The organism is Xanthomonas hortorum pv. pelargonii (genome assembly GCF_024499015.1).
Classification (GTDB): domain Bacteria; phylum Pseudomonadota; class Gammaproteobacteria; order Xanthomonadales; family Xanthomonadaceae; genus Xanthomonas; species Xanthomonas hortorum_B.
Map to the genome: position 1 here is coordinate 1,777,203 of NZ_CP098604.1, position 23,102 is coordinate 1,800,304.

The 23,102-nt window shown below is 66.2% G+C and carries 21 protein-coding genes and 1 pseudogene; 8 read left to right on the forward strand and 14 right to left on the reverse strand.

Annotation, left to right across the window (positions count from 1 at the left end; genetic code table 11):
* Positions 1-197 precede the first annotated feature (197 nt).
* Together NDY25_RS07960 and NDY25_RS07965 are read left to right on the forward strand one after the other, a co-directional pair.
* Positions 198-992 carry a DUF4124 domain-containing protein gene (locus NDY25_RS07960; protein WP_168959911.1) on the forward strand — a complete coding sequence of 265 codons (795 nt, stop codon included), beginning with the start codon at positions 198-200 and terminating at the stop codon, positions 990-992.
* Positions 989-1,655, forward strand: a pseudogene (locus NDY25_RS07965) (DUF4124 domain-containing protein). The gene NDY25_RS07960 and the pseudogene NDY25_RS07965 overlap by 4 nt, the downstream one beginning before the upstream one ends.
* Positions 1,656-1,827: 172 nt before the next feature.
* Here NDY25_RS07965 and NDY25_RS07970 read toward each other — a convergent pair.
* Positions 1,828-2,604, reverse strand: a complete 777-nt coding sequence (locus tag NDY25_RS07970; RefSeq protein WP_104650048.1) for an SDR family oxidoreductase — start codon at positions 2,602-2,604, stop codon at positions 1,828-1,830.
* Positions 2,605-2,710: 106 nt separating this feature from the next.
* On the opposite strand from NDY25_RS07970, the gene NDY25_RS07975 reads away from it, so the two are divergent.
* Positions 2,711-2,926, forward strand: a complete 216-nt coding sequence (locus tag NDY25_RS07975; RefSeq protein ID WP_023905392.1) for a hypothetical protein — start codon at positions 2,711-2,713, stop codon at positions 2,924-2,926.
* A gap of 143 nt (positions 2,927-3,069) precedes the next feature.
* Here NDY25_RS07975 and sppA read toward each other — a convergent pair whose 3' ends face one another.
* From sppA to NDY25_RS07995, 4 genes are all read right to left on the reverse strand, one after another.
* Positions 3,070-4,968 (reverse strand): signal peptide peptidase SppA, encoded by a 1,899-nt coding sequence (gene sppA / locus NDY25_RS07980; protein ID WP_168959909.1) that lies wholly within the window; start codon positions 4,966-4,968, stop codon positions 3,070-3,072.
* Positions 4,969-5,052: 84 nt separating this feature from the next.
* The gene (locus NDY25_RS07985; protein ID WP_168959908.1) at positions 5,053-6,429 is read right to left on the reverse strand and encodes an MATE family efflux transporter; all 1,377 of its coding nucleotides are present in this window, start codon (positions 6,427-6,429) and stop codon (positions 5,053-5,055) included.
* Between the two features lie 173 nt (positions 6,430-6,602).
* Positions 6,603-7,235 carry a DUF3106 domain-containing protein gene (locus NDY25_RS07990; RefSeq protein ID WP_168959907.1) on the reverse strand — a complete coding sequence of 211 codons (633 nt, stop codon included), beginning with the start codon at positions 7,233-7,235 and terminating at the stop codon, positions 6,603-6,605.
* Positions 7,222-8,259 carry a hypothetical protein gene (locus NDY25_RS07995; RefSeq protein ID WP_251754951.1) on the reverse strand — a complete coding sequence of 346 codons (1,038 nt, stop codon included), beginning with the start codon at positions 8,257-8,259 and terminating at the stop codon, positions 7,222-7,224. The genes NDY25_RS07990 and NDY25_RS07995 overlap by 14 nt, the downstream gene beginning before the upstream one ends.
* 470 nt (positions 8,260-8,729) lie before the next feature.
* On the opposite strand from NDY25_RS07995, the gene NDY25_RS08000 reads away from it, so the two are divergent.
* Both NDY25_RS08000 and NDY25_RS08005 read left to right on the forward strand, forming a co-directional pair.
* Positions 8,730-10,952, forward strand: coding sequence for a primosomal protein N' (locus tag NDY25_RS08000; RefSeq protein WP_168959905.1), 2,223 nt, complete (start codon positions 8,730-8,732; stop codon positions 10,950-10,952).
* Positions 10,953-10,994: 42 nt separating this feature from the next.
* Positions 10,995-11,758 (forward strand): IS5 family transposase gene (locus tag NDY25_RS08005; protein WP_256627982.1). Its coding sequence is split into 2 segments (ribosomal slippage): positions 10,995-11,310 and positions 11,310-11,758, totalling 765 coding nucleotides; the frame shifts between segments, so codons are not numbered across the junction.
* Between the two features lie 397 nt (positions 11,759-12,155).
* Here the strand turns inward: NDY25_RS08005 and NDY25_RS08010 are convergent.
* From NDY25_RS08010 to NDY25_RS08020, 3 genes are read right to left on the reverse strand one after another with little or no spacing between them, the layout of a single operon-like run.
* The gene (locus tag NDY25_RS08010; RefSeq protein WP_305888812.1) at positions 12,156-12,818 is read right to left on the reverse strand and encodes a glutathione S-transferase family protein; all 663 of its coding nucleotides are present in this window, start codon (positions 12,816-12,818) and stop codon (positions 12,156-12,158) included.
* The gene (locus NDY25_RS08015) at positions 12,815-13,645 is read right to left on the reverse strand and encodes an NYN domain-containing protein (protein ID WP_168959684.1); all 831 of its coding nucleotides are present in this window, start codon (positions 13,643-13,645) and stop codon (positions 12,815-12,817) included. Before NDY25_RS08015 ends, NDY25_RS08010 begins: the two co-directional genes overlap by 4 nt.
* A complete protein-coding gene (locus NDY25_RS08020) occupies positions 13,642-14,172 on the reverse strand; it encodes a hypothetical protein (protein WP_168959683.1) in 531 nt (176 codons plus the stop codon). Before NDY25_RS08020 ends, NDY25_RS08015 begins: the two co-directional genes overlap by 4 nt.
* Positions 14,173-14,290: 118 nt before the next feature.
* Here NDY25_RS08020 and NDY25_RS08025 point away from each other — a divergent pair, with 118 nt between their 5' ends.
* Both NDY25_RS08025 and NDY25_RS08030 read left to right on the forward strand, forming a co-directional pair.
* On the forward strand, positions 14,291-15,583 hold the full coding sequence (locus NDY25_RS08025) for an NAD(P)/FAD-dependent oxidoreductase (protein ID WP_168959682.1): 1,293 nt from the start codon (positions 14,291-14,293) through the stop codon (positions 15,581-15,583).
* Between the two features lie 52 nt (positions 15,584-15,635).
* Positions 15,636-16,250 carry a trimeric intracellular cation channel family protein gene (locus NDY25_RS08030; protein ID WP_168959681.1) on the forward strand — a complete coding sequence of 205 codons (615 nt, stop codon included), beginning with the start codon at positions 15,636-15,638 and terminating at the stop codon, positions 16,248-16,250.
* A 145-nt stretch (positions 16,251-16,395) separates the two neighbouring features.
* Here NDY25_RS08030 and rpoH read toward each other — a convergent pair whose 3' ends face one another.
* From rpoH to rhlB, 6 genes are all read right to left on the reverse strand, one after another.
* The gene (gene rpoH, locus NDY25_RS08035) at positions 16,396-17,271 is read right to left on the reverse strand and encodes an RNA polymerase sigma factor RpoH (protein WP_006453141.1); all 876 of its coding nucleotides are present in this window, start codon (positions 17,269-17,271) and stop codon (positions 16,396-16,398) included.
* Positions 17,272-17,468: 197 nt separating this feature from the next.
* Positions 17,469-18,194, reverse strand: a complete 726-nt coding sequence (ung, locus tag NDY25_RS08040) for a uracil-DNA glycosylase (protein ID WP_256627983.1) — start codon at positions 18,192-18,194, stop codon at positions 17,469-17,471.
* Positions 18,195-18,208: 14 nt separating this feature from the next.
* The gene (locus NDY25_RS08045; protein WP_006453139.1) at positions 18,209-19,051 is read right to left on the reverse strand and encodes a response regulator; all 843 of its coding nucleotides are present in this window, start codon (positions 19,049-19,051) and stop codon (positions 18,209-18,211) included.
* 8 nt (positions 19,052-19,059) lie between these two features.
* Positions 19,060-20,010, reverse strand: coding sequence for a permease-like cell division protein FtsX (ftsX, locus tag NDY25_RS08050; RefSeq protein WP_168959680.1), 951 nt, complete (start codon positions 20,008-20,010; stop codon positions 19,060-19,062).
* A complete protein-coding gene (gene ftsE / locus NDY25_RS08055; protein WP_006453137.1) occupies positions 20,007-20,693 on the reverse strand; it encodes a cell division ATP-binding protein FtsE in 687 nt (228 codons plus the stop codon). The genes ftsX and ftsE overlap by 4 nt, the downstream gene beginning before the upstream one ends.
* Positions 20,694-20,768: 75 nt before the next feature.
* Positions 20,769-22,505 (reverse strand): ATP-dependent RNA helicase RhlB, encoded by a 1,737-nt coding sequence (rhlB, locus tag NDY25_RS08060; RefSeq protein ID WP_256627870.1) that lies wholly within the window; start codon positions 22,503-22,505, stop codon positions 20,769-20,771.
* A 198-nt stretch (positions 22,506-22,703) separates the two neighbouring features.
* Between rhlB and trxA the strand changes: the two genes are divergently transcribed.
* On the forward strand, positions 22,704-23,045 hold the full coding sequence (gene trxA / locus NDY25_RS08065; protein WP_005923050.1) for a thioredoxin TrxA: 342 nt from the start codon (positions 22,704-22,706) through the stop codon (positions 23,043-23,045).
* The last annotated feature ends 57 nt before the right edge of the window (positions 23,046-23,102 follow it).

Here is a 23,102-nt window from a genome sequence, read left to right on the forward strand (position 1 = left end):
GGGCGGCACACCTGGACGCTGGACTGACGCGCGTGCACGCCAGGACTGGCACGAGTTCGGTCTTCGACCTAGCCTGACGTCCTGCAACGCTCGACTGCCCCGATACGCGGCTGACGCGCCACTGATCCGGCTGTGCGCCGCGCGAATCAGTTCAGCCCCCCTTTGCCCACAGCCTGGCAGACGCGCACACTGCGGGCATGCGTACCGTCCTGACCCTTCTGTTGATGGCCACCGCGCTGCCTGCGTCGGCGGCCAGTACCGCCAGCAAACCCGATCCGAACGTGCGGATCTACCGCTGCGTCAGTAGCACGGGCACCGTCGCGCTGCAGGATGCGCCATGCAGCAGCGGGCGCCAGCAGGTGCTGGACCTGCAACGCCCGCAGGATCCGCCGACGCGACCGGAACGCGCCGTCCTCGCCCCTGCCGCCGTCGCGACGCAGCCGCCGCGCGAGGTGCGCATCATCACCGTGCAGCCGCCACAGCCGATGTACGAGTGCACCACCGAAGACGGCAACCGCTACACAAGCGACAGCCCGGAAGGCAATCCGCGCTGGGTGCCGACCTGGGGCCCCGCCTATGTGGGCAACGGCATTGCCCCGCCGGTCAACGGCGGCGGCATCCAGCGTCCGCCGATCTCGGTGAGCCCGCGCCCGGCGCTATCGGTGCAGGGCGGCTCCGGGCGAGGTGGAAGCCTCCGCGGCAGTGCAAGCTTCGGTGGCCGCGACTATCAAGGCGACTATCAAGGCGGCTATCAGGGCGGCTACAACGGCGGCGGCTACGGCGGCGGCACGGTGATCGTGCCCTACGGGAATGTGCAGATCCGCGACGAATGCCATGCCCTGCCGGAGCAGGAAGTCTGCGGGCGGCTGGCCGATCGCCGCTGGGAGCTGATCCGGCGCTACAACAGCGCCTTGCAGAGCGAGCGCGAGGACCTCAGCCGCGAACAACGCGGCATCGACGCACGCCTGCAGCGCGATTGCGGCGGCGCATGAGGCGCTGTCTGCTGTTGTTGTTGATGGGATGGATGTCGGTTGCCAGCGCCCAGGACGTGACCATCTACCGCTGCACCGATCCGACCGGCGCGCTCACAGTGCAGAACATGCCGTGCCCGAAAGGCATGCAGCAGCAAAAGAAAGTGATGACTGCGCCGGCCGCCGTGCCGTTTGCGCCCGGCGGATCGAGCGCAGCATCGCCTGCGCGCACAGCGCCCTCTGCACAACCGCGCGCCACCCCGAAAACCGAGGCGCCCGCTGCTGCACCCGTTGCGGCACCAGCACCGGTTGCGCCGCCGTCACCTGCCACCCTCTACCTCTACACTGCCACCGCCGCCGTTATTCGAATGCACCGCGCACGACAACGGACGCTATTTCACCGAAGACCGCGAACCGGCTACGCGCTGCCTGCCGATGCAGACCACCAACCTGGCGGGCGGGCCGGCCACCGGCGGCGGCAGCGCCTGCGAGGTGGTCACCGATCGCTGCGCGCCGGTACCGGATCAGAGCCTGTGCGAGGCCTGGCGCAAACGCGCCGAGCAGGCCGAGGCGACCTGGCGCTTCTCCGACGAGGCGCAATCGGCCGAACGCAAGCAGCGCTACGATCAAATGCGCCGGGTGCTGGACGAAAGCCGCTGCGCGAATCCGTCCGCCACGCCTTGATGCTGCAACCAGCGGTCTAGCGCACAGGGCAGTCAGTTCGACGGCGCTGCGTTTGCTGGGCGGATGTTTTAAAGCCACTGGCAACCTACAGCGATCACCAGATGGCATGTGCGGTGCACCGACCAGCAGCGCAAGCGAGCAACCTCGCGGCCCCCTGACTCGCGCAGGCGGGTTAAAACCCGTAACGCAGGAATCCGCCATCCACCGCGATGCATTCGCCAGTGATGTAACTGGCCGCAGGCAGACACAGAAACCCGACCGCCGCGGCAACTTCCTCCGGTTCGCCGATGCGGCGCATCGGGGTGCGTTCGATCACCTGCTCGTAGTAATCCGGATCCGACAGCGGCCCGGATGTGCGACGGGTGCGGATGTACCACGGCGCCACCGCATTGACGCGGATGCCGTCCTCGGCCCATTCCACCGCCAGATTGCGCGTCATCTGCTGCAACGCGGCCTTGGTCATGCCGTACGGCGCGCCGCTGCGCACATGGGTGATGCCGGAGACGCTGCCGACGTTGACGATTGCCGAAGCCGCGTGGCGGGTCAGTAACGGGTGCGCATAACGCGACAATTCAAAGGCCGCGAACACGTTGGTTTCGAAGATGCCGCGCCACTGGTCTTCGGTGTAGTCGATCGCCGCGCGGGTGATGTTGCCGCCGGCATTGTTGATCAGCAGATGCAGGCCATCGGCGTGGTCTTCCACCCAGTCCAGAATGGCGCGACGTTCTTCATCGTCGGCCACATCGGCGGCCAGCCCATGCAATTCACGCTCGGGGAATTCTTCGGCGAGCTCGTCGCGCGCCTGCGCCAACGCATCGGCATCGCGCGCCACCATCAGCAGATCCGCGCCGAAGCCGAGCAGCTCGCGCGCGATGGCAAAGCCAATGCCGGCGCTGGCACCGGTGATGAGCGCGGTCTGTCCATCCAGCCGCCAACGATGGGTTGTCACGTGGGTGATCCTCTTTCAAGACGCAGGAAACGGCCGCTGCAGCGTGATTGACGCCTGCGTGCGGCCCGAGCGTTAGGATACCGCCACCCCAAGCGAGGTCACGACGATGAAACTGCATTGGATTCCTGCAGCCAGCCTGGCGTTGTTGCTTGGTGCCTGTCAGCGACCGCAACCTGCGCCCACCGATCAGAAGCCCGAGCCGCAGGCCACCGCCTTGCGCGACCATATCCAGGAACCGTTGAACAAGGCGCATGCGGTGCAGGCGGCCACCGATCAGGCCGCAGACGACCAACGCAAGGTGATCGACGCGGCCACGCAGTAACCGAAATCTGGTGTCTGAAGCACGCGCGTTTTGTGTCGAAGCCGCGACTGCGCGCGCCCGCATCACTGCATCGCCTGAGCGCAGAAACGACAACGCCGGCGCAAAGCCGGCGTTGTAGATGCATCACCTTGAAACGTGCTGCGTCAGAAACCGCAGAAGCAATACGCCAGCGACTTGACCGGCGTGCCACCGGCCTTGCTGTCATGCACGGCGTCTTCGACGAAGCGCAACTGGGTGTCCACTTCCGGCAGCGAGCGCGCCAGCATTGCGCGTGCCATAGCCGAATCGCCCAGCATCCAGGCGCCCATGCGGCTGCCGGCAAAGCCGCTCATGAACTGCGAGAACGGCGTGGCCGGCTTCTCGACATAGCGCACGCGGAACTTGCCCTTGCTCAACTTTGCCCGATCGGCCGCATCGGCCACTGCCTCCTGCATGCCGCCGAACGCATCCACCAGGCCGTGCTGCTTGGCCTGCGCCCCGCTCCACACGCGACCACGGGCGACCTTGTCGATGGCGTCCACCGACTGGTGACGCGCCTGCGCCACCTTGCCGGTGAAGTCGGCATAGCCCTTGTTGATCACCGCCTGGATGACCTGGCCGGCGGCCGGATCCAGCGGACGGGTGATGTCGAAGGCACCGGCAAACCGCGTGGTGCCCACACCATCGGTATGCACGCCGATCTTGTCGAGGGCGCGGGTCAGATTCGGCACCATGCCGAATATGCCGATCGAGCCGCTGATGGTCGACGGGTCGGCATAGATGCGATCGGCATTCATGCTGATCCAGTAACCGCCCGAGGCGGCCAGATCGCCCATCGAGACCACTACCGGCTTGCCGGCCTGCTTGAGCGCGACCACTTCGCGACGGATCTGCTCGGAGGCGAACACTTCGCCGCCGGGCGAATCCACCCGCAGCACCACCGCCTTGACCTCTTCATCGTCACGCGCCTGACGCAACAACGCGGCAGTCGATTCGCCACCGATGCGGCCGGCCGGCTGCTCGCCACCGCTGATCTCGCCAGCGGCCACTACCACGGCCACCTGCGGGCGGCTGTCCATGGACCGCCGCGCCTGCAACTGGGTGAGATAGCTGGCGAAATCGATGTTGCGGAAGCCGGCATCGGCATCGCTGTCGGCCACGCCGCGCTTGGTCAGCAAGGCATCGACTTCTTCGCGGGTCTTGAGCCCGTCGACCAGCTTCTGCTGCAGCGCGAACTTGGCCAGGTCGCCACCGGTGGCGGCCACGCCTTCGGGCAGCGTATCGATGCCGGCGGTCAGCTGCGCCGGGCTCAGCTTGCGCGCGGTACCGACGTCAGCCAGGTAGCGCTGCCACACGTCGTTCATCCAGAACAGATCCGCTTCCTTGGCGTCGGCCGAGGCCGCGTCGAGGATGTACGGCTCGGCCGCGGACTTGTACTCGCCCACGCGGAACAGATGCACATCCACGCCCAGCTTGTCCTGCAGGCCTTCGCGGAAATACTGGCGATAGCGGCCAAGACCTTCCAGCAGCACGCTGCCCATCGGGTCGAGATAGACCTCGTTGGCCTGCGCGGCCAGCAGGTACTGGCCCTGGCTCATGCTCTCGCTGAAAGCCACGATCTGCTTGCCGGAGGCGCGCAGCTTCTGTAACGCCGCGGCGACTTCGCGCTGCGAGGCGAAACCGGAGGGCTGAAACTTGTCCAGGTTCAACAGCACCCGTTCGATCTTGCGATCCTTGCCGGCCGCCTCGATCACCCGCACCAGGTCGCGCAGCTGCACTTCTTCGGCGCTCTTGTCGCCGACTGCCTTGGCCAGCGAACGGCTCACCGGGTCGGCGCTGAACTGCTCGACCAGGGTGCCTTCCGGGTTGATCACCAGCGTGGTGCGCTCGGCCAGCGGCTTGGTGCCGTCGCCACGCGCGATCGCCACCACAAACAGCAGCAGCATCAGGAACAAAAAGCCGAAAAACGCCAGGTTGAAGATCAGGCGCCGGGTGAAATTCATCACATCCCACAGGCCAACGAAGAAACTGGCGATGGGATTGCGACGCACGGGGTGGTTCATGGAAAACTCCGTCGAAATGACGCTGCATGCAAGTAATGCTGCCCAGCATACCGGCTGCGCAGCACGCACGGCATGCGCTGGAAGTCAGGGGGTCGCGTCGGCAGTCAGGCGCCGGCTGGTCTGGCGGAAACGCAGGCCCATCAGGATCGACGCCACGGTCAGGCCCAGAATCAAGCCGATCCACATGCCTTGCGGGCCCCAGCCAAGTCCCAGGCCGAGCCCGGCGCCGATCGGCATGCCCACGCCCCAATACGAGAACATCGCCAGGAACATCGGCACACGGGTGTCCTTGAGCCCACGCAGCGCGCCGCTGGAGAGCACCTGGATGCCGTCGGGAAACTGGAACGTGGCCGCGTACAGCAGCAGCACCGAGGCCAACGCCGCCACCGCCACATCGTCGGTGTAGACACTCACGATGGCGTCGTGGCCCAGCAACAGCACGCTGGCCGACAATGCCTGGGTGCCCAGCACGATGGCGTAGCCGGCCCAGGCCGCACGCCGCATGCCGAGCGGATCACCACGCCCCACCGCATGCCCGACCCGCACGGTGGTGGCCTCGGCCACGCCCATCGGGATCATGAAGCACAGCTGCGCAACGTTGATCGCAATCTGGTGCGCCGCCGCTTCGGTGGAGCCGAGCCGGCCGATCAGCAAGGCGGTGACGATGAACAGCCCGCCTTCCATCAACACGGTGATGCCGATCGGCAGGCCGGTACGCAACAGATCGCCGATGGCGCGCCAGCGCGGCCCTTCCAGATGGGTGAACAACTGCAGATGCGCGAAGCGGCGCGAGCGCCACAGATACAGCGCAAACGCGAGTGCCTGCACCCACATGGTGATCGCCGAGGCCATACCCAGGCCCTGCGCACCGTGCTCGGCAAAACCGAATTTGCCGTAGGTCAGCGCATAGCCCAGCGGCGCCAGCACCAGCAGGCCGCCAAAACCCAGCAACATGGTCGGCAGCGTCCAGTGCATGCCTTCGCTGAGATAGCGCATGCAGAAGTAGAACGTCAGCGCTGGCCCGCCCCAGCGCACCGCATGCAGGAAGTCGGTCGCCCCCGGCACGATGTCCGGCGCAATCCCGAAGGTGGGCAGCAGCGGCGGTACCGCGCTCAGGAAGGCGAACATCACCGCGCCCAGGCCGAGCGATAACCACAACGCCTGGCGGAACAACGGGCCGATCTCGCGCTCGCGGCCGGCACCGACCAGTTGCGAGACCGAAGCGGTCAACGAGATCAGCGTGCCGATCGGCACCAGCATCGGCAGCCACAACAGCGAGGTGCCGATGGTGACTGCGGCCAACGTGGCGGTGCCGTGGTGGCCGGCGATGACGTTGTCGACAAAGCCAATGAGGCCGGTAGAGACGTGGCCGAGCACCAGCGGCAGCGCGAGCAGGCCGGTGGTACGCACTTCCGCAGCGAAGCCTGGCGTCGCGGACGTGGGTGCAGAAGAAACAGACATGACAAACCGATCGCTGCGCGGACTACGGCCGTGCCGGGAGGCGCTGGCACCGGGTCGCGCGGGGCCGACATCTTACCCGCACTGTGCGACGTGGGTCAGTCAGCCTCCCATGCGCCATCGGCGCGTGGACGCGCGACGGTGCGTTGACCGTTTCGACAGCGAGGGTTTCGACATCACCGCGCCAGTTGCCGCTTCAACCATGCATTGCGCGTTGCAGGCGCCTCGGCCAGCAAGGCATCGCGCAGGGCATCGCGCTCCTGCGGCGGGGTGCGTTGTGCCAGCAATGCCAACTGCTCCAGTTGCCCGGCATCCAGGCTGCGCAACACGCTCAAGAGCGCGTCGCGCTGTGCCGGCGGTACGTAGCCGATCAACGGCTGCAACGGGGAATAGAACGCGCCCAGCTGCGAGCCCAGGCGCCAGCCATCGCGATGCAGGCGATCCATCACGGTGAACTGCGTGCGCAGTGCGCGCTGCTGGTCTTCGGGCAAGGCACGCAGACGCTCGCGTGCCTGCCGCAGCACCACCCGATCGGTGGCGGTAAGCCCTTTCCACGCGGCATAGCGGGCGCGCAGCTCGGCCTGCTGTGCAGGCGTCAAGGCGTCCCAGCGCGCGCGTTGCTGTGCGGCGCTCGGGGTCGCGGAAGTTGGAGCTGCGGGCGTTGAAGTCGCGGAAGTCGAGACTGCAGGCGTCGCGGCGCTGGACGGTGCGGCAACGCTGCCTTCTTCCAACGGCGTCGGTAAGGCTTGCGCACCGGCCAAGTCGATAGCGGCGCACAACAGCAACCCGTACCACTTAATTGTCGTCATCGACGGTCTCCATCGGGGCGGCAGGCTGATCGGCGGCGGTGGCATGCGCAGCGGATTCGTCGGCCGGCACCGGATGGCCGGCCGCATACCATGCGTAGAAGTCCGCCGAGCGCGCCAGTTCCAGATCCGGGTCGGCCAGCATCGCCTGGTCGCGCGGGTCCATGGCGGGGGCTGCCGCTGCGTCCGGCAGGTCGGCGGCGGGAAGTTCTTCCACCAGCACCGGCGCGGCGTCGGTGACATGCAACACACCGGCCGGCGCCTGCGAGACCGGCTCGGGTCGCAGTGCGGGCCGGCGATGGGTCCACCACCAGCCCAGCACCGCGAGCAACAGTGCCAACGCCAGCACGGCCAGCACGATGCCGGCGTGGCGGCGCGAGATCCGCGGCCAATGCCACTGACGGGCGCGGCGCGCACGTGGCGCCGCCGGACGACGCGGCTCGGCAGCGGCGACCACGGGCGCTACCGCCGCCGGCTGCAGCGGCATGCCGGCCAGGGCCGAATCGCGGAGTTGCCCCAGTCGACTCACCTGGGCCGGGGTGAGTTCGCGCAACTCCTGCTGCGCCGCCTCGGCCAGCACCCGCCAGGCCTGCGCGTCCGGATTGCCGGCCGCATCGCGCGGGCAGGCGCGAGCCAGCGACTGCCGGTACGCCGCCACGTCGATGCCCTGTACCTCGCTGGCGGGCTCTTCTTCCAGCCCGGCCACGATACGCAGCAGCAGCGCCAGCCGGTCGGCGGTCTGCATCCGCCCCAGCGCGGTGAACGGGGGCAGCCAAGTGCCCGGCATGGGCTCGCGCCGCAACGGCGGGGCAGCTGCCAACAGGCTCCAGAAGCGCATCGGCCAGCCGGCCATCGGGCGTCCTGCCGCCTGGCTGCTGAAGGCACGTAGCGCCGCAGCCAGGGCCCGCTCGGCCGCCGCAACATCGCCGCATTGCAGTTGCGCGAGCACCAGACCCCGGCGTTCGACACCGCGCAGGAAGGCTGACAGCGCGGCAGGGGTGACAGGGGCGTCGGGGACTACGGTCATGAGAACTCCAGCATCGGCCGGCATGATACCGACGCAACTGGCCCCCGCCGATGGCTTGACAGATCGAGACGGCCTTGCTCCGCCCTCGCCTTGGCCGCGACCGCCACCCGTGCGGGTTGTGCACAGCGGCAGACATACCGATACGCAGACGTCTGTCAACTGTTGATTTTTCTTTGTTGCAATCGTGTTTCACGCCTAAAGCATTGATATTGATAGACTTATCTGTGTTGGCTAAAAAATGTCCAAGAGGTTGCAGAGGCTAGTGAATCCGCCTTCAACGCGTGGAGCACGAGACTAATTCACAGGTTTATCCACAGGCAGTGTGGATAAACCGGTTTCCTTAACCCTCACATAGGTTTACGTCGTATTTATCACTTGTGTCACAGAAACGCGCCCTAAGACGAGGTGCCGATTTGGGGCGATCTGATACCCGACTGCCGGCCTCTGGACAGGGTCGGTAGACTGACCGGATGTCTTCGACCGTCGCCACCCTGCGCGTCGCCCTGCCGGTGCCGCTACCCCAACTGTTCGACTATCTGCCTCCGGCCGACGCGCCGCTGACCGATCCGGCGCGGGTCGGCTGCCGGGTGCGGGTGCCGTTCGGGCCACGCGAGCTGGTCGGGGTGGTGGTGGAGATCGGGCAGCTGACGTCGGCCGAGGGGCTGCGCCCGGCGCTGGCGTGGTGCGACGACGCCCCGCTGCTGGTCGAGGAGCTGGCCCGCTCGCTGCACTGGCTGGCGCGCTACACCCACGCACCGCTTGGCGAAACCCAGGCCAGCGCGCTGCCCGGCCCGTTGCGCCGTGGCGAACCGCTGGCCGATACCCATGCCTGGGCCTGGCAGCTGACCGAGACCGGGCGCACCGGCGCTGCCGGTCTGCGCGCAGGCAGCCGCCCAGCCTTGCTCGCAGCCCTGCTGCTCACCGGTGCGGTGGGCGAAGAACAGTTGGACCCGTTGCTGCCGCAATGGCGCGAGGCCGCGCGCAGTCTGGCCAAGCGCGACTATGTCGAGCGCGTGGCGGTGCCCGCCGACGCCATCCCGCCGCGCCCCGGCAGTGGCCCGCAGCTCAACGACGAGCAACAGGCCGCCGCAGCCGCCGTCCGCGCACACACCGGCTTTGCCACCTATCTACTCGATGGCGTCACCGGCAGCGGCAAGACCGAGGTCTATCTGCAGGCGATCGCCGACTGCCTTGCCGCCGGACGCCAGGCGCTGGTGCTGGTGCCGGAAATCGGCCTGACCCCGCAGACGCTGGGCCGCTTCCGCGCCCGCCTGGGCGTGCCCGTACATGCGCTGCACTCGGGCCTGTCCGATGGCGAACGCGCCCGCGTGTGGGCGGCGGCCTGGCGTGGCGAGGCCAAACTGATCGTCGGCACCCGCTCGGCGATCTTCATTCCGCTGCCCAAGGCCGGCCTGATCGTGGTCGATGAAGAACACGACGGCAGCTACAAGCAGCAGGACGGCATCCGCTACCACGCCCGCGACTTCGCGCTGGTGCGCGGCAAGGCGCTGGATGTGCCGGTGATTTTGGGCAGCGCCACGCCATCGCTGGAAAGCCTGCACAACGCCTATTCCGGCCGCTACCAGCATCTGCGCCTGTCGCGTCGGGCCGGCGAGGCGCGTCCGCCGCGCGTGCGCGTGCTCGATGTGCGCAAGCGTCCGCTCAAGGACGGCCTGTCGCCGGAGGTGCTGGCCGGCATCGGCGCCACCCTGGCGCGCGGCGAGCAGGTACTGGTGTTCAAGAACCGCCGCGGCTACGCGCCGGTGCTGCTGTGTCACGACTGCGGCTGGACCGCCGCCTGCCAACGCTGCAGCACGCCGCTGCACCAGACCCCGATGACCGTGCACGCCGGCGGCCGCCGCCTGCAATGCCATCACTGCGGCGCGCGCCAATCCGCACCGCTGGCCTGCCCGGCCTGCGCCAGTCTGGCGCTGCAGCCGCAAGGCATCGGCACCGAGCGGCTGGAAGAACGCCTGACCGAGGCGTTCCCGGAGTTTCCGGTGGTGCGTATCGATCGCAGCACCACCCAGCGCCGCGATGCGCTGGAAACCCAACTCGCCCGGCTCGGTACCGAAGCCGGCATCCTGGTGGGCACGCAGATCCTGGCCAAGGGCCACGACCTGCCACGGCTGACCATGGTGGTGGTGGTCGGCATCGACGAAGGCCTGTTTTCGGCCGACTTCCGCGCCGCCGAGAAACTCTCCCAACAACTGATCCAGGTGGCAGGACGCGCCGGGCGTGCAGACCGCCCTGGCGAGGTCTGGTTACAGACCCACCACCCGGAACATCCCTTGCTGCAGACGCTTGTCAACGGCGGTTACCACGCCTTCGCCGATGCCGAACTGCAACAGCGCGAAGCGGCGGGATTTCCACCCTTCGCGCATCTGGCGCTGTTCCGCGCCGAGGCCAAGGACGTGGCGGCCGCCAATCAGTTTTTGATGGCAGTGCGTGGATTGACCACGTCAGACACCACGACGCAATCGCCCGCGTTTGCCGCAGTGGAATGCTACGGCCCGATGCCCGCACCGATGCCGCGCCGCGCCGGTTTCCAGCGCACGCAGCTGTTGTTGTCTGCGCAACAGCGCTCGGCCTTGCACCGTTTGCTCGATGCGCAACTGCCGGCCATCTACGCATTGCCGCAGGCGCGCCGCGTGCGCTGGTCGCTGGATGTGGACCCGATTGATCTGTATTAGGGCCTGTTAACACTAATGGCCCGAGCGATTAAACTATTGGGCATGGAGATCACGCCAGCACAATTTTCTCTGATCGAACACTGCCTGCCGGCGCAGCGCAGCAATGTCAGCATGACCAACCTGCAAGTGGTCAACGCCATCCTTTACGTTGCCGAGCATGGCTGCAAATGGCGCGGCCTACCCAAGCGCTTTGGCAACTGGCATACGGTCTACACACGCATGAACCGTTGGGCCAAGGCGGGTGTGCTGGACCGGATGTTCGCCCAATTGCAGAAGTCCCAGATCGTGCGCATCAAGATCGAAGCAGTCTCGCTGGACTCCACCAGCGTCAAGGTCCATCCCGATGGCACGGGTGCATTAAAAAAAACGGCCCGCAGGCCGTCGGCAAGTCTCGCGGTGGATGGAACACCAAGATTCATATGGTTGCCGCAGATGCTCGAACAGCCATCACCTTTGGATTGACGCCTGGCAACGTGCATGACGCACCTGCAGGCCGCGCGTTGCTTGAACACCTGGGGCCAGTGGAGCGGCCGATTCATTTGTTGATGGACCGTGCTTACGAAGGCAACGAAACCCGCCAGTTGGCGCTCGATCTTGGCTTCGTGCCGGTGGTCCCGCCGAAATCCAATCGGGTCGAGCCTTGGGAATACAACCGGGAGATGTACAAGCGGCGTAACGAAGTGGAGAGACTGTTCCGTCGCTTGAAAGGCTACCGCCGGATTTTCTCGCGCTTCGAGAAGCTGGATGTCATGTTCCTTGGATTCCTCAGCTTCGTCCTAGTCGTTGATGGGCTTCGGATGTGTTAACAGGCCCTAGTGCAGGGCCTGTCGAACACGCGGCTGCAGCCAGACTCACGTTTTGCGCGCTGTGCCCAGGTCCTTGATCGCGCATGGCGTGATCTTTTGTAGGAGCGCACCTGGGCGCGATGCGGCATTACCGGCACTGCCATCGCGCACGGGTGCGCTCCTACAAACAAACGCGAGCCAACAGGCCGCGCGTGTCCTCACGCTTTTGTAGGAGCGCGCTTGCGCGCGATGGGGCATTGCCGGGAATGCCCTCGCGCACAAGTGCGCTCCTACAAACAACGCCAGACCAGCAGACCGCGCGATGTACGAGGCCCACTTCTTTGCAAGCAGCGTTTGATGTCGTCGACGCGTGTGGTGCCTGCAATGAATCACGCCGGCCTGAGCGGAGACCTGAAACTCACGTCAGCGCCGTCATCACTCCACGCTGGTACGCGGGCCGCGCGCGCAAGCGCTGATACCACGCCTGCAGGTGCGGCAACTCGGGTCGGTCGATCGGCATTTCGAACCAGGCGTAGATAAAGCTGCCGAGCGGAATATCGCCCATCGCGAACTGTTCGCCGGACAGATACGGCTGTTGCGCCAATACCGCATCGGCGCGTGCAAGCAGTTCGCCTGAGCGCATCAAAGCAGCGGCGATGCGTGCGTGATCGCGCTCGGCCTCGGCGGTGCGCAGCACGCCCCAGAATAGATCGCGAAACACGCCGGCAAATGTCGAGGTGGTCCAGTCCATCCAGCGATCGCCCAGCGCGCGTTCGGCCGGCGATTGCGGATACAGGGCCGGCGCATAACGCGCGGCCAGATAACGCACGATCGCGTTGGACTCCCACAGCACCAACTCGCCATCCTGCAGCGTCGGCACCACGCCGTTCGGATTCAACGCGCGATACGCGGGCGTGTCGTTACCACCGAAGGCGCCGCCCACTTCGATCGATGTGTAGGGCACTGCGGCTTCTTCGGCGCACCACAACACCTTGCGCACATTGCTGGAATTGCGGCGCCCCCATAACGTGATCGTTGGTGTCTGCGTGGTGGGCTGCGTTGCAGCGGGTGCCATGGTCATTTCCCTGCCGCCGGCTTGGACGTCGCGCGCGCCGCGGGCTTCGCAGCGGAGGCTTGCGCTGATCCAGCAGCAGCGGGCTGCGCAGCCTTCGCTCGCCCGCCCTTGGGTGCATCGCGTAGCCACAACGCTTGCTCGTCCTGCTTGATCTCGAACAAGCCGATCGCGCGCACCAGATCGCTGAGCTTGCGGTAGCCGTAGTTGCGCGGATCGAACGAGGCCTGGTTGGCCACCTGCTTGCCCACCGCACTCAGCAGCGCCCAGCCATCGTCTTCGCGGGCACTGTCGATCGCGTTGCGCAGCATCTGCACCAGACGCGTATCGCTACGCAACGCCGTGGCGTCCTTGCGCCCGGCAGCGGTGTCGCCGGCTGCTGCCGCCTGCTCGCCCAGCGCTTCGACATAGGTGAACTTGGAGCAGGCATTGACGAACGGCGCCGGGGTTTTCTTCTCGCCGAAGCCGTACACCTTCATGCCATCGGTGAGCAGACGCATCACCAGCGGGGTGAAATCCGCATCGCTGGACACGATGGCAAACCCATCCAGATTGCGCGCGTACAACAGGTCCATCGCGTCAATCACCATCGCCATGTCCGAGGCGTTTTTGCCCGAGCTATAGGCAAATTGCTGGATCGGCCGGATCGCATAATCGTGCAGCGCCGCTTCCCAGTTTTTCAGGTGCGGGCTCTTCCAGTTGCCGTAGGCGCGGCGCACATTGGCCACACCGTAGCGCGCCACTTCGGCCAGCACCACGTCGATCTTGCCGGCCGGCGCGTTGTCGGCATCGATCAGCAAGGCGATGCGTTTGTCGGGGTTGTCGATCATGCTCATTGCTCCCAGGAATCGGCAGAGTCGGTTTCGGTATTTTCAGCAGTTGCGCCCGGCAACGCGTATTCGCTGCCATCGCGCATGGTGAGCGTCCCGTTGGTCAGCGTCTCGCTTTCTGCCCCGGCGCTGACCCAGGTGGCATGCACCCGCCCCGCGCCACGATCGCCTTCCACATTGAAGACAAAATCATCGCCGCCCGGCGCAAGACCGGTGCGATACAGATCCACCCGCATCGTGTGGATCTGGCCGATCCGCTCCTGCACCACCGCATCGTCCTGCAGCGCGGTGCGCGCCTGATCGGCGAACAGCGACCAGCCGGTGACGATCAACCAGCCAAGCGCCCCGAGCACCAGCATGACGAACAGCGTCGCGCAGCCGGCAAGGCCGATCAGGCCGATCGCGACCCCGCTGAGCCGTTTTCGGACGGGACGCACTGCAGGTGCGGACGGCGCTGCGGCAGACGAAGAGAAAGAGGATGGCGATAGCGGCGGAGGTGACACTTGCGGCAAGGGCGGTGGCAACGACGACATGCGGTGACCGGATCGACTGGATGCGACATGATGCCGCAGGCGGGCCGAATTCAGGCGTCATGTTCATTGCAGATACGGCATGCTGATGAGCCCGCGTCGCATTCCATCGGACCTGACGATGACTTCTTCTCCCTCCCAAGCTCCACTGCATCTGGTCGTGGTCGGTGGCGGTTTTGCCGGCTTATGGGCAACTCGCGCGCTCGACGATCCCGGCATCCGCATCACCCTGATCGACCGCCAGAATCATCACCTGTTCCAGCCGCTGCTGTATCAGGTTGCCACCGCCGGCCTGTCGGCACCGGATATCGCCGCGCCGCTGCGCCACATCCTGCGCGAGCAGCGCAATGTCGAAGTGCTGCTTGGCGATGTGGCCGAAATTGCTCCAACCCGTCGCGAAGTGGTGCTCGCCGATGGCAACACGCTCGGCTACGACATGCTGCTGCTGGCCACCGGCGCCACCCATGCCTACTTCGGCAACGATCACTGGGCCGAGCATGCGCCCGGCCTGAAAACGCTCTACGACGCGCTGGTGCTGCGGCGCAAATTGCTGCTGGCCTTCGAGCGCGCCGAAGCCGAATCCGACCCCGCCGCACGCGCCGCCTGGCTCAGCTTTGCAGTGGTCGGCGGCGGTCCGACCGGCGTGGAACTGGCTGGCACGCTGGCCGAAATCGCCCGCCACACGCTCAAGGACGAGTTCCGCCACATCGATCCGCAACAGGCGCGCGTGCGTCTGGTCGAAGCCGGCCCGCGCGTGCTGCCCTCATTCCCGGAAGATCTCACCGACAAGGCGCGCAAGCAGCTGGAACGCCTGGGCGTGGAAGTGCACACCGGTACGCCGGTGACGCATATCGACGCGCTGGGCTATCAACTCGGCGACACCTTCGTGCCCGCGCGTACCGTCGTCTGGGCGGCCGGCGTGGCCGCCTCGCCGCTGGCGCGTACGCTGGGCGTGCCGCTGGATCGCGCCGGTCGCGTACTGGTGCAGCCGGACCTGAGCGTGCCCGGCCATCCGGAAATCTTCGTCGGCGGCGATCTGGCCTCGGTACAGCAGGACGGCCGCCCGGTGCCGGGCGTGGCGCCGGCGGCAAAGCAGATGGGCAAGCACATCGCCAAGGCGATCCGCGCGCGCCATCGCGGCCAGGCCACGCCGGCCTTCCGCTATCAGGACTACGGCAATCTGGCCACCATCGGCCGCATGGCCGCCATCGTGCATGTGGGCAAGCTCAAGCTCTCCGGCATTGTCGCCTGGTGGTTCTGGCTGGCCGCGCACGTGTACTTCCTGATCGGCTTCCGCAACCGCTTCGTGGTGCTGGTGAACTGGGCAATGGCGTACTGGAGCTACCAGCGCGCCGCACGCATCATCTTCGGCGGCGCAACCGACGACCCGCTGCCCAACAGCAAAGACGGATGACAGTGCGACGGGCGGTGCGCGATGCTGTGCCGCCCGTTCCCACTGCGGCGCTGTGACCACTCTCCTGTTCCTGCTGGATCTGCTCGGCACCTTCGTGTTCGCTCTCAGCGGCGCGACCGTGGCGGTGCGCAACCGTCTGGATCTGTTCGGCGTGTTGGTGCTGTCGTGCGCGGCCGCGGTCTCCGGCGGCATCGTGCGCGATGTACTGATTGGCGCCACCCCGCCGGCTGCGTTGGTGCATCCGCAGTATCTGCTCATCGCCTGCCTGGCCGGGATGGCCGGTTTCCGCTGGCATGCCGCGGTGGAACGGCTGCGCAACCCGGTGCAGCTGTTCGACGCAGCCGGGCTGGCCTTGTTTGCGGTCTATGGCACCAGCAAGGCGCTGGACTATCAGCTCAGCCCGCTCAGCGCGACCTTGCTGGGCATGCTCAGCGGCATCGGCGGCGGCATCGCGCGCGATCTGCTGGTAGCGCGCACGCCGGTAGTCCTGCAAGCCGAGCTGTATGCCGTCGCCGCACTCGCAGGCGGCGGACTGGTCGCCATTGGGCATGTGCTCGACGTGCCGCAAGCCTGGTCGCTGGCCACGGGTGCGGGCGTGTGTTTCGGGCTGCGCTTCATGGCCATCCGCTATGGCTGGCATCTACCGGTAGCGCGTCTGCCGGAATAGCTGTCGTCGGCTAAAGCGACAATGCCGGGCGCATCATCCGGACGGTTCGTCAGCTTCTTGATGGACATGAAAACTGCACACCTGCAACGCAAACGGCCCGGAAAACCAGGCCGTTTTTGCAACCTGACGCGCGTGATCTAACCGATCAGGCGACGAACAGTGCCTTCATCTTCTTCAGCGCGTTCGCCTCGATCTGGCGAATCCGCTCGGCCGACACGCCGTACTCGTCGGCCAGCTCCTGCAAGGTCACCTTGGAATCGGAGTCCAGCCAACGGCGCTTGACGATGTCGCGCGAACGCGTATCCAGACCGGACAGCCCTTCGCGCAACAGCTGCAGTTGGTTGTCTTCGCTGTCGTGACGCTCGTAGGCCTGCGACGGGTCTTCCTCGTTGGCGACCAGGTAGCTCACCGGCGACGGCGGGCCATGATCGTCGTCCTCATCGGACGAGGCATCGAAGCCGATATCGCGACCGGACAGACGCGACTCCATCTCCATCACTTCGCGCTCGGAGACGTTCAGGTCCTTGGCGACCGCAGTCACTTCGGAGGCATTGAGCCAGCCCAGACGGGTCTTGGACTTGCGCAGGTTGAAGAACAGCTTGCGCTGCGCCTTGGTCGTGGCGACCTTGACGATGCGCCAGTTCTTCAGGATGAACTCGTGCATTTCGGCACGGATCCAGTGCACCGCGAAGCTGACCAGGCGCACACCCATTTCCGGGTCGAAGCGCTTGACCGCCTTCATCAGGCCGATGTTGCCTTCCTGGATCAGGTCGCCCAGCGGCAGGCCGTAGCCGTTGTAGCCGCGGGCGACATGCACCACGAAGCGCAGGTGGGAATGGACCAGTTCGCGCGCGGCGTCCAGATCCAGCTCGTCGCGGAAACGACGGGCAAGATTCTGTTCCTCATCGACCGACAGCACCGGGATCTGGTGCACGGCACCGATGTAGGCGTCCAGCGAACCGAGCGCACTGGGAATCGGGAGATTGTTTGCCACAAGGGCAGTCGAGGTAGTCTGGTTCATAGGCACCATCTTAGCAGTCGAACTATTGGACTGCCGGGTACAGTAAGAGTTCCCAGCGTTCCATTTATAGGACGTTCGGGCTTTTGACCATACCGGCGTTCCAGCGGCCAACTTCACGAATCGATGGGTAAGTTATCACCGCCACGCTGCGAAGACCGTGACAAAACCAATGCGAAATGCGGTGCCGCCCGACCCGTTCAGCCGCGGGCGGGCGTGGTGTTAAGCGCGTTACGCGGTGGGAGCGACCAGTCGATCGGGCCGAGCCCGCGCCGCTGCAGATGGTCGTTGGTCTTGGAGAAATGCTGGCAGCCCAGAAAGCCGCGGTGTGCCGACAATGGCGAGGGATGCGGGGCCTTGAACACGCGATGGCGCGCCTGGTCGATGACCTTGCCCTTGGACTGCGCATAACTGCCCCACAGTAGGAACACCAGGCCTTCGCGCTCGCGGTTGAGCGTTTCCACAACGTGATCGGTAAAGCCTTCCCAGCCCTTGTTCTGGTGCGCGCCGGCGCGGCCCTGCTCCACCGTCAGCACCGCATTGAGCAGCAGCACGCCCTGGCGCGCCCACGGCATCAGATAGCCGTGGTCCGGCCGCGCGATGCCCAGGTCGTCCTGAATCTCTTTGTAGATGTTGAGCAGCGACGGCGGCACCGGCACGCCGGGCAGCACCGAAAAGCACAGCCCATGCGCCTGGCCTTCGCCGTGATACGGATCCTGGCCCAGGATCACCACCTTGACCTGCTCGAACGGGGTAGCGTCGAAAGCGGCAAAGATCTGCGGGCCCGGAGGAAACACCCGCGCACCGGCCGCCTTGCGCTGACGCAGGAAGGCGGACAGCTCCCGCATCTCCGGGCGCAGCAACCAATCGCCCACGCGCGCCTTCCACGACGGTTCCAGCTGGATACGTGCCTCTACTTCGGCCACATCTAACATTTCAGTCATAGCGTGACAGCCTGATCCTCAAGCCGTGCCAGGCGCAGCTGGAACAACACCTTGGTCACCAGCAGACGCTCTTCAATGGGTTTTTGCACCAGATCGTTGGCGCCGGCGCGCAGCAGCTCGGACTGGTTGCGCGGGTTGGTGTCGCCGGTCATCACCAGCACCGGCAGGCGGCGCTTGCCGTAGGCGAAATCGATGCGGATGCGCTCGACCACGTCGCGGCCGTTGAGCTCGCCTTTCAGGGTCACATCGGTCAGTACCACGTCGATGCGGCGCTCGGTGCGGCCCAGCGATTCGGCGGTGAGCAGCGCGAAGGCGTCTTCGGCGGTGAGCACATGGATGACCTTCAGACTCTGGCGCTCGAGCATGCGCTTGGTCGCCTCGGCCACCACGCGGCTGTCTTCGATGTACAGCACGGTCGCGCCGACGATCGGCTCGGGCTGCACGTAGCCGCGGATGAAGGTCGCCAGGGCTTCATGGCCCAGCGCCTTGTCGAAATAATCGGTGACGTATTCGGTGAAGCGGCGCTCCACCAGGTGCTGCTGCGCATCGCCGGAGACCACGATCACCGGCACGTAGGCCTGGCCGGCCGCTTCGCGCACGCTGCGCGCCAGGGTCAGGCCATCGCCGTCGGGCAGCGACAGCGAGGTGGTGACCAGATCCACCGTGCCGGCTTCCAGCGCCTGACGCGCTTCGGCAATACTGGAGCAGCCGATCACCTGCACATTCGGCAGGTCGCGGGTCAGCACGTCGGCAATCAGCTTGCGCACCAGCTTCGAGCCATCGACCACCATCACGCGCGGCGCGTCGCTGATCAGGTGTTTGAGATCTGGTGGATGCATGGCAGGCCTCAGGTCTCGGTGGGACGGGTCTGGCGAAGGAAATGGCCGGTCACCAGCCAGGCGCCCAGCCAACCCAGGACCAGGGTGCCGACCAGCACCATCGCAGAATGCAGCAGATCCAGCCCGTGCAGGGTAAAAGAACTGCCATAGCTGTCGGCCAATGTCGCCAACGGTGACTGCAAGGCCAACCCGGAGGCGGCGATCAGCGCGAGCGCAACCGCGCCGGCACCCAGCCCATACCACGCACCCAGATACAGAAACGGGCGCCGGATGAAGCCATCGCTGGCGCCCAGCAACTGCAGCACGCCGATTTCTTCGCGCCGCGACTGGATGTCCAGCCGCACGGTATTGCCGACCACCAGTACCGCGCCGACGCCGAGCAGTGCCGAGAGCACCTGCACCAGACGCTCGCCAAAGCGCAGCCAGCCATCCAGGCGTTTGCGCCACAGCGCGTCGTGCTGCACCTGGTCGGTCTGCGGCAAGGCCTGCAGCGCGCTAGCCAGTTGCGCATCGTCGGCCGCATCGGTCGGGGTGACGATCAACAGCGTGGGGAGCGGGTTGTCGCCGAGCGCATCGATCGCCTCATTGAGCTTGGCGCTTTCGCGCAGCTCGGTCAGTCCTTGTGCGGGCGTGCGCAGGGTGACCTGGGCGACGTCGGGGCGCGCACGCAATTCGCCGGCCAGGGCCTGTGCGGCATCGGCGCCGATATCGACCTTCAGGAACAGATTGATCTCGCGCGATTGCTGCACGCTGCCGGCCAGCAGCTTGACGTTGTCCAAGGCGATCGACAGCCCCAGCGGCAGGGCCAGTGCCAGCGCCATCACCACGATGGTCAGCAAGGTGGCCCACGGCTTGCGCATCGCGCGGCCCAGGCTGAAGGCGATGCTGTGCAGATGGTGGTCGATCCACACGCCGAACCGCGAGGGTGCGGCGGCTTCGGTATTGGCGGGCTTGCTCATTCGGCCAGATCCTGCGGCGAGATGTCGTCGACCAGCCGGCCGTGATCCAGGATCAGCACGCGCTTGCGCATCTGCTTGAGCAGGGCCAGATCGTGGCTGACCACCAGCACACTGGTGCCGCGCGCCGGCAGCTCGGCGAACAACTGCATGATTTCGGCGGCCAGCGCCGGGTCGAGATTGCCGGTGGGCTCATCGGCCACCAGCAGGCGCGGTTCGCCGACGATGGCACGGGCAATGCCCACGCGCTGCTGCTCGCCGGCCGACAACTGCGACGGCAAGGCCTTTTCGCGATGAGCCAACCCAATCCGCTCCAGCGCCGAACGCACGCGCTTGCCGATCTCGGCGCGGCGGGTGCCACGCAGGATCAATGGCAATGCCACGTTCTCGGCGATGCTGCGGTCGGTAAGCAGGCGATGGTCCTGGTAGACCGCCCCTACCTGGCGACGATGCAGCGGAATCTGCCGGCCACGCACCTTGAGCAGGTTGCGCTCACCCAGCAGCACCGCGCCCTGGCTCGGGCGCTCGCTGAGGTGGATCAATTTGAGCAAGGTACTTTTGCCGGCGCCGGAGTGGCCGGTCACGAACAGCATCTCGCCATCGGCCACTTCGAAGCTGACATCGGTCAGCGCCTGGTGGCCACCGGCGTAGTGCTTGCTGACGTTGTCGAAACGCAGAACGGTCATCCAGCGATTATGCCGGAGCGCCAGCGCTTGCGTCGCATCGCCGATGCGCGGCGATGCGATTGCAGCGGCAACAGATCAGTTGCCGGAGACCAGCGAACGCAATCTGCGGCCGATACGACTCAGCAGCGACGGGCTACCCGACGGCTTGGTCGCACTGCGCACCGGCTTTGCGACCACCTGGGTCGGCTTGCGCGGTGCGGCCGGCGCAGCAACCGGTGTGGACGCCACCGCTGGCTCCCCACCTTCGACCGGACGACCGTTGCGGCGACGACGCCGCTTGCGCGGTGCGCGCTCGGCATCGGCCACGCCGGTCGACGGCGCTTCGGTCGTCGCTGCGGCGACCACAGGGGTTTCCGAAGCTGCTGCAACGGTTGCGGTCTCGGCGGCAACGTCGCCTTCGACACGCGGCTTGCGGCGCGGACGCGGCTTGGCATCGGCACTGCCGCCATCACGGCGGCCACCACCACTGCTGCTGCCGCTGCGCGAGGCGCCACCCGGGCCGCTGCGGCCACCGCCACGACGCTGTTCTTCGGCAGCACGCTGTTCGCGCGCCTCGCGGAAGATCGTGCCCACGCTGTCGCCAGCGTCGGCGTCGACCTCTTCGCCTTCCACCGGCACGCGTGCGGTACGCGGCAACGGGATCAGCAGTTCAGAGGTCACCGGCTCGACCGGGATCTTCTGCGCGATGTAGGCCTCGATGTCCGGCAGGCTCATCGCATAGCGCTCGCAGGCGAAGCTGATCGCATCGCCTTCTTCGCCCAGACGCGCGGTACGGCCGATGCGGTGCACATAGTCTTCCGCATCGAACGGCAGGTCGTAGTTGTAGACGTACTTGACGCCGTCGATGTGCAGGCCGCGCGCGGCCACATCGGTGGCGACCAGGATCTCGAGCTGGCCCTTCTGGAAGCGGTTGAGCAGCGACTCGCGCTTCTTCTGCGGCACATCGCCGGACAACACACCGACCCGGTAACCATGACGCTCCAGCGTGCGCGCCACGCGCTCGACGAACGCCTTGGTGTTGACGAACACCATGGTGCGCGCGCCTTCGCTACGCGACAGCAAGCCGAGCAGCAGCGTCTGCTTCTCTTCGTCTGAGGGGAAATAGATACGCTGACGTACGCGTGCGGCAGTGATGGTCTCGGTTTCGACCACCAGCTTCTCCGGCTCGTTCATGTGCTCGTAGGCGAGCTCGAGCACGCGGTGGCTGAGCGTGGCCGAGAACAGCAGCGTCTGGCGGGTGCCGCGCTCGGGCATGCGCCGCAGCAGGAAGCGAATGTCCCTGATGAAGCCCAGATCGAACATGCGGTCGGCTTCGTCCAGCACGCAGATCTCGCAGGCGTGCAGCGAGACCACCTTGTGCTGCTTGACGTAGTCGATCAGCCGGCCCGGGGTGGCGATGATCACGTCCACGCCCTGCTGCAGCAGCTCGCGCTGCTTGTCGTAGTCCACCCCGCCGTAGACCAGCGCAAAGCGCAGGCCCAGGTCGGCGCCAAACTTGACCGCATCCTTGTGGATCTGGATCGCCAGCTCGCGGGTCGGGGCCAGGATCAGCGCGCGCGGGTCTTCCGGTTTGCGGTCGGCCAGCGCCGGGCGGTTCAGCAGGCGGTTCACCACCGTCACCAGGAACGCCAGCGTCTTGCCGGTGCCGGTCTGGGCCTGGCCGGCGACATCGCCGCCTGGCAGCGCGACCGGCAGCGTCAGCGCCTGGATCGGGGTACAGCGGGTGAACCCGGCGCTCTCCAGCCCGGCGATCAACGCCGGATGCAGGTCGAACGTGGAAAAAGTCAAATCGGTCAGCGGTTTGTCGCTCATTATTCCGTCTTCGTGAGGCGCCCTGGGCAGCCCGGGCGCGGCTTGCATCGATGCCGACAGCGTCGCAAACTGCGGCTGTTGTGGCGGACAGCGCGGCTTCAGGACTGACACTTGATTCAGTCGCGCAATACCCCAGTTTAACGCAATGTAGCGGCCTACCCGTTCGGGCGGGCCGTTTTGGTTTCCAGGAGACCCAACGTGAGCGACAAGGTTCAACATGTCGGCGATGCCGACTTCGATACAGCTGTACTGCAATCCGGCGAACCGGTCCTGGTGGATTTCTGGGCCGAATGGTGTGGCCCATGCAAGATGATCGCCCCGGTACTGGACGATCTGGCCGATACATACCAGGGCAGACTCAAGGTTGCCAAGGTCAATGTGGACCAGAACCGCGCTTTGGCCATCAAGTACCACGTGCGGTCGATCCCGATGCTGCTGCTGTTCAAGGACGGGCAGGTGCAGGCAACCCAGATCGGCGCGGTTGGCAAGGGCCAGCTGACCCAGATGATCGACAAGACCCTGGGCGGCGCGGCCGCCTGAGCGAGCGGGCGTCCCAGCGATGGGCGCCCCCGATGTTTCGCCAGCAGTTAAACCCTG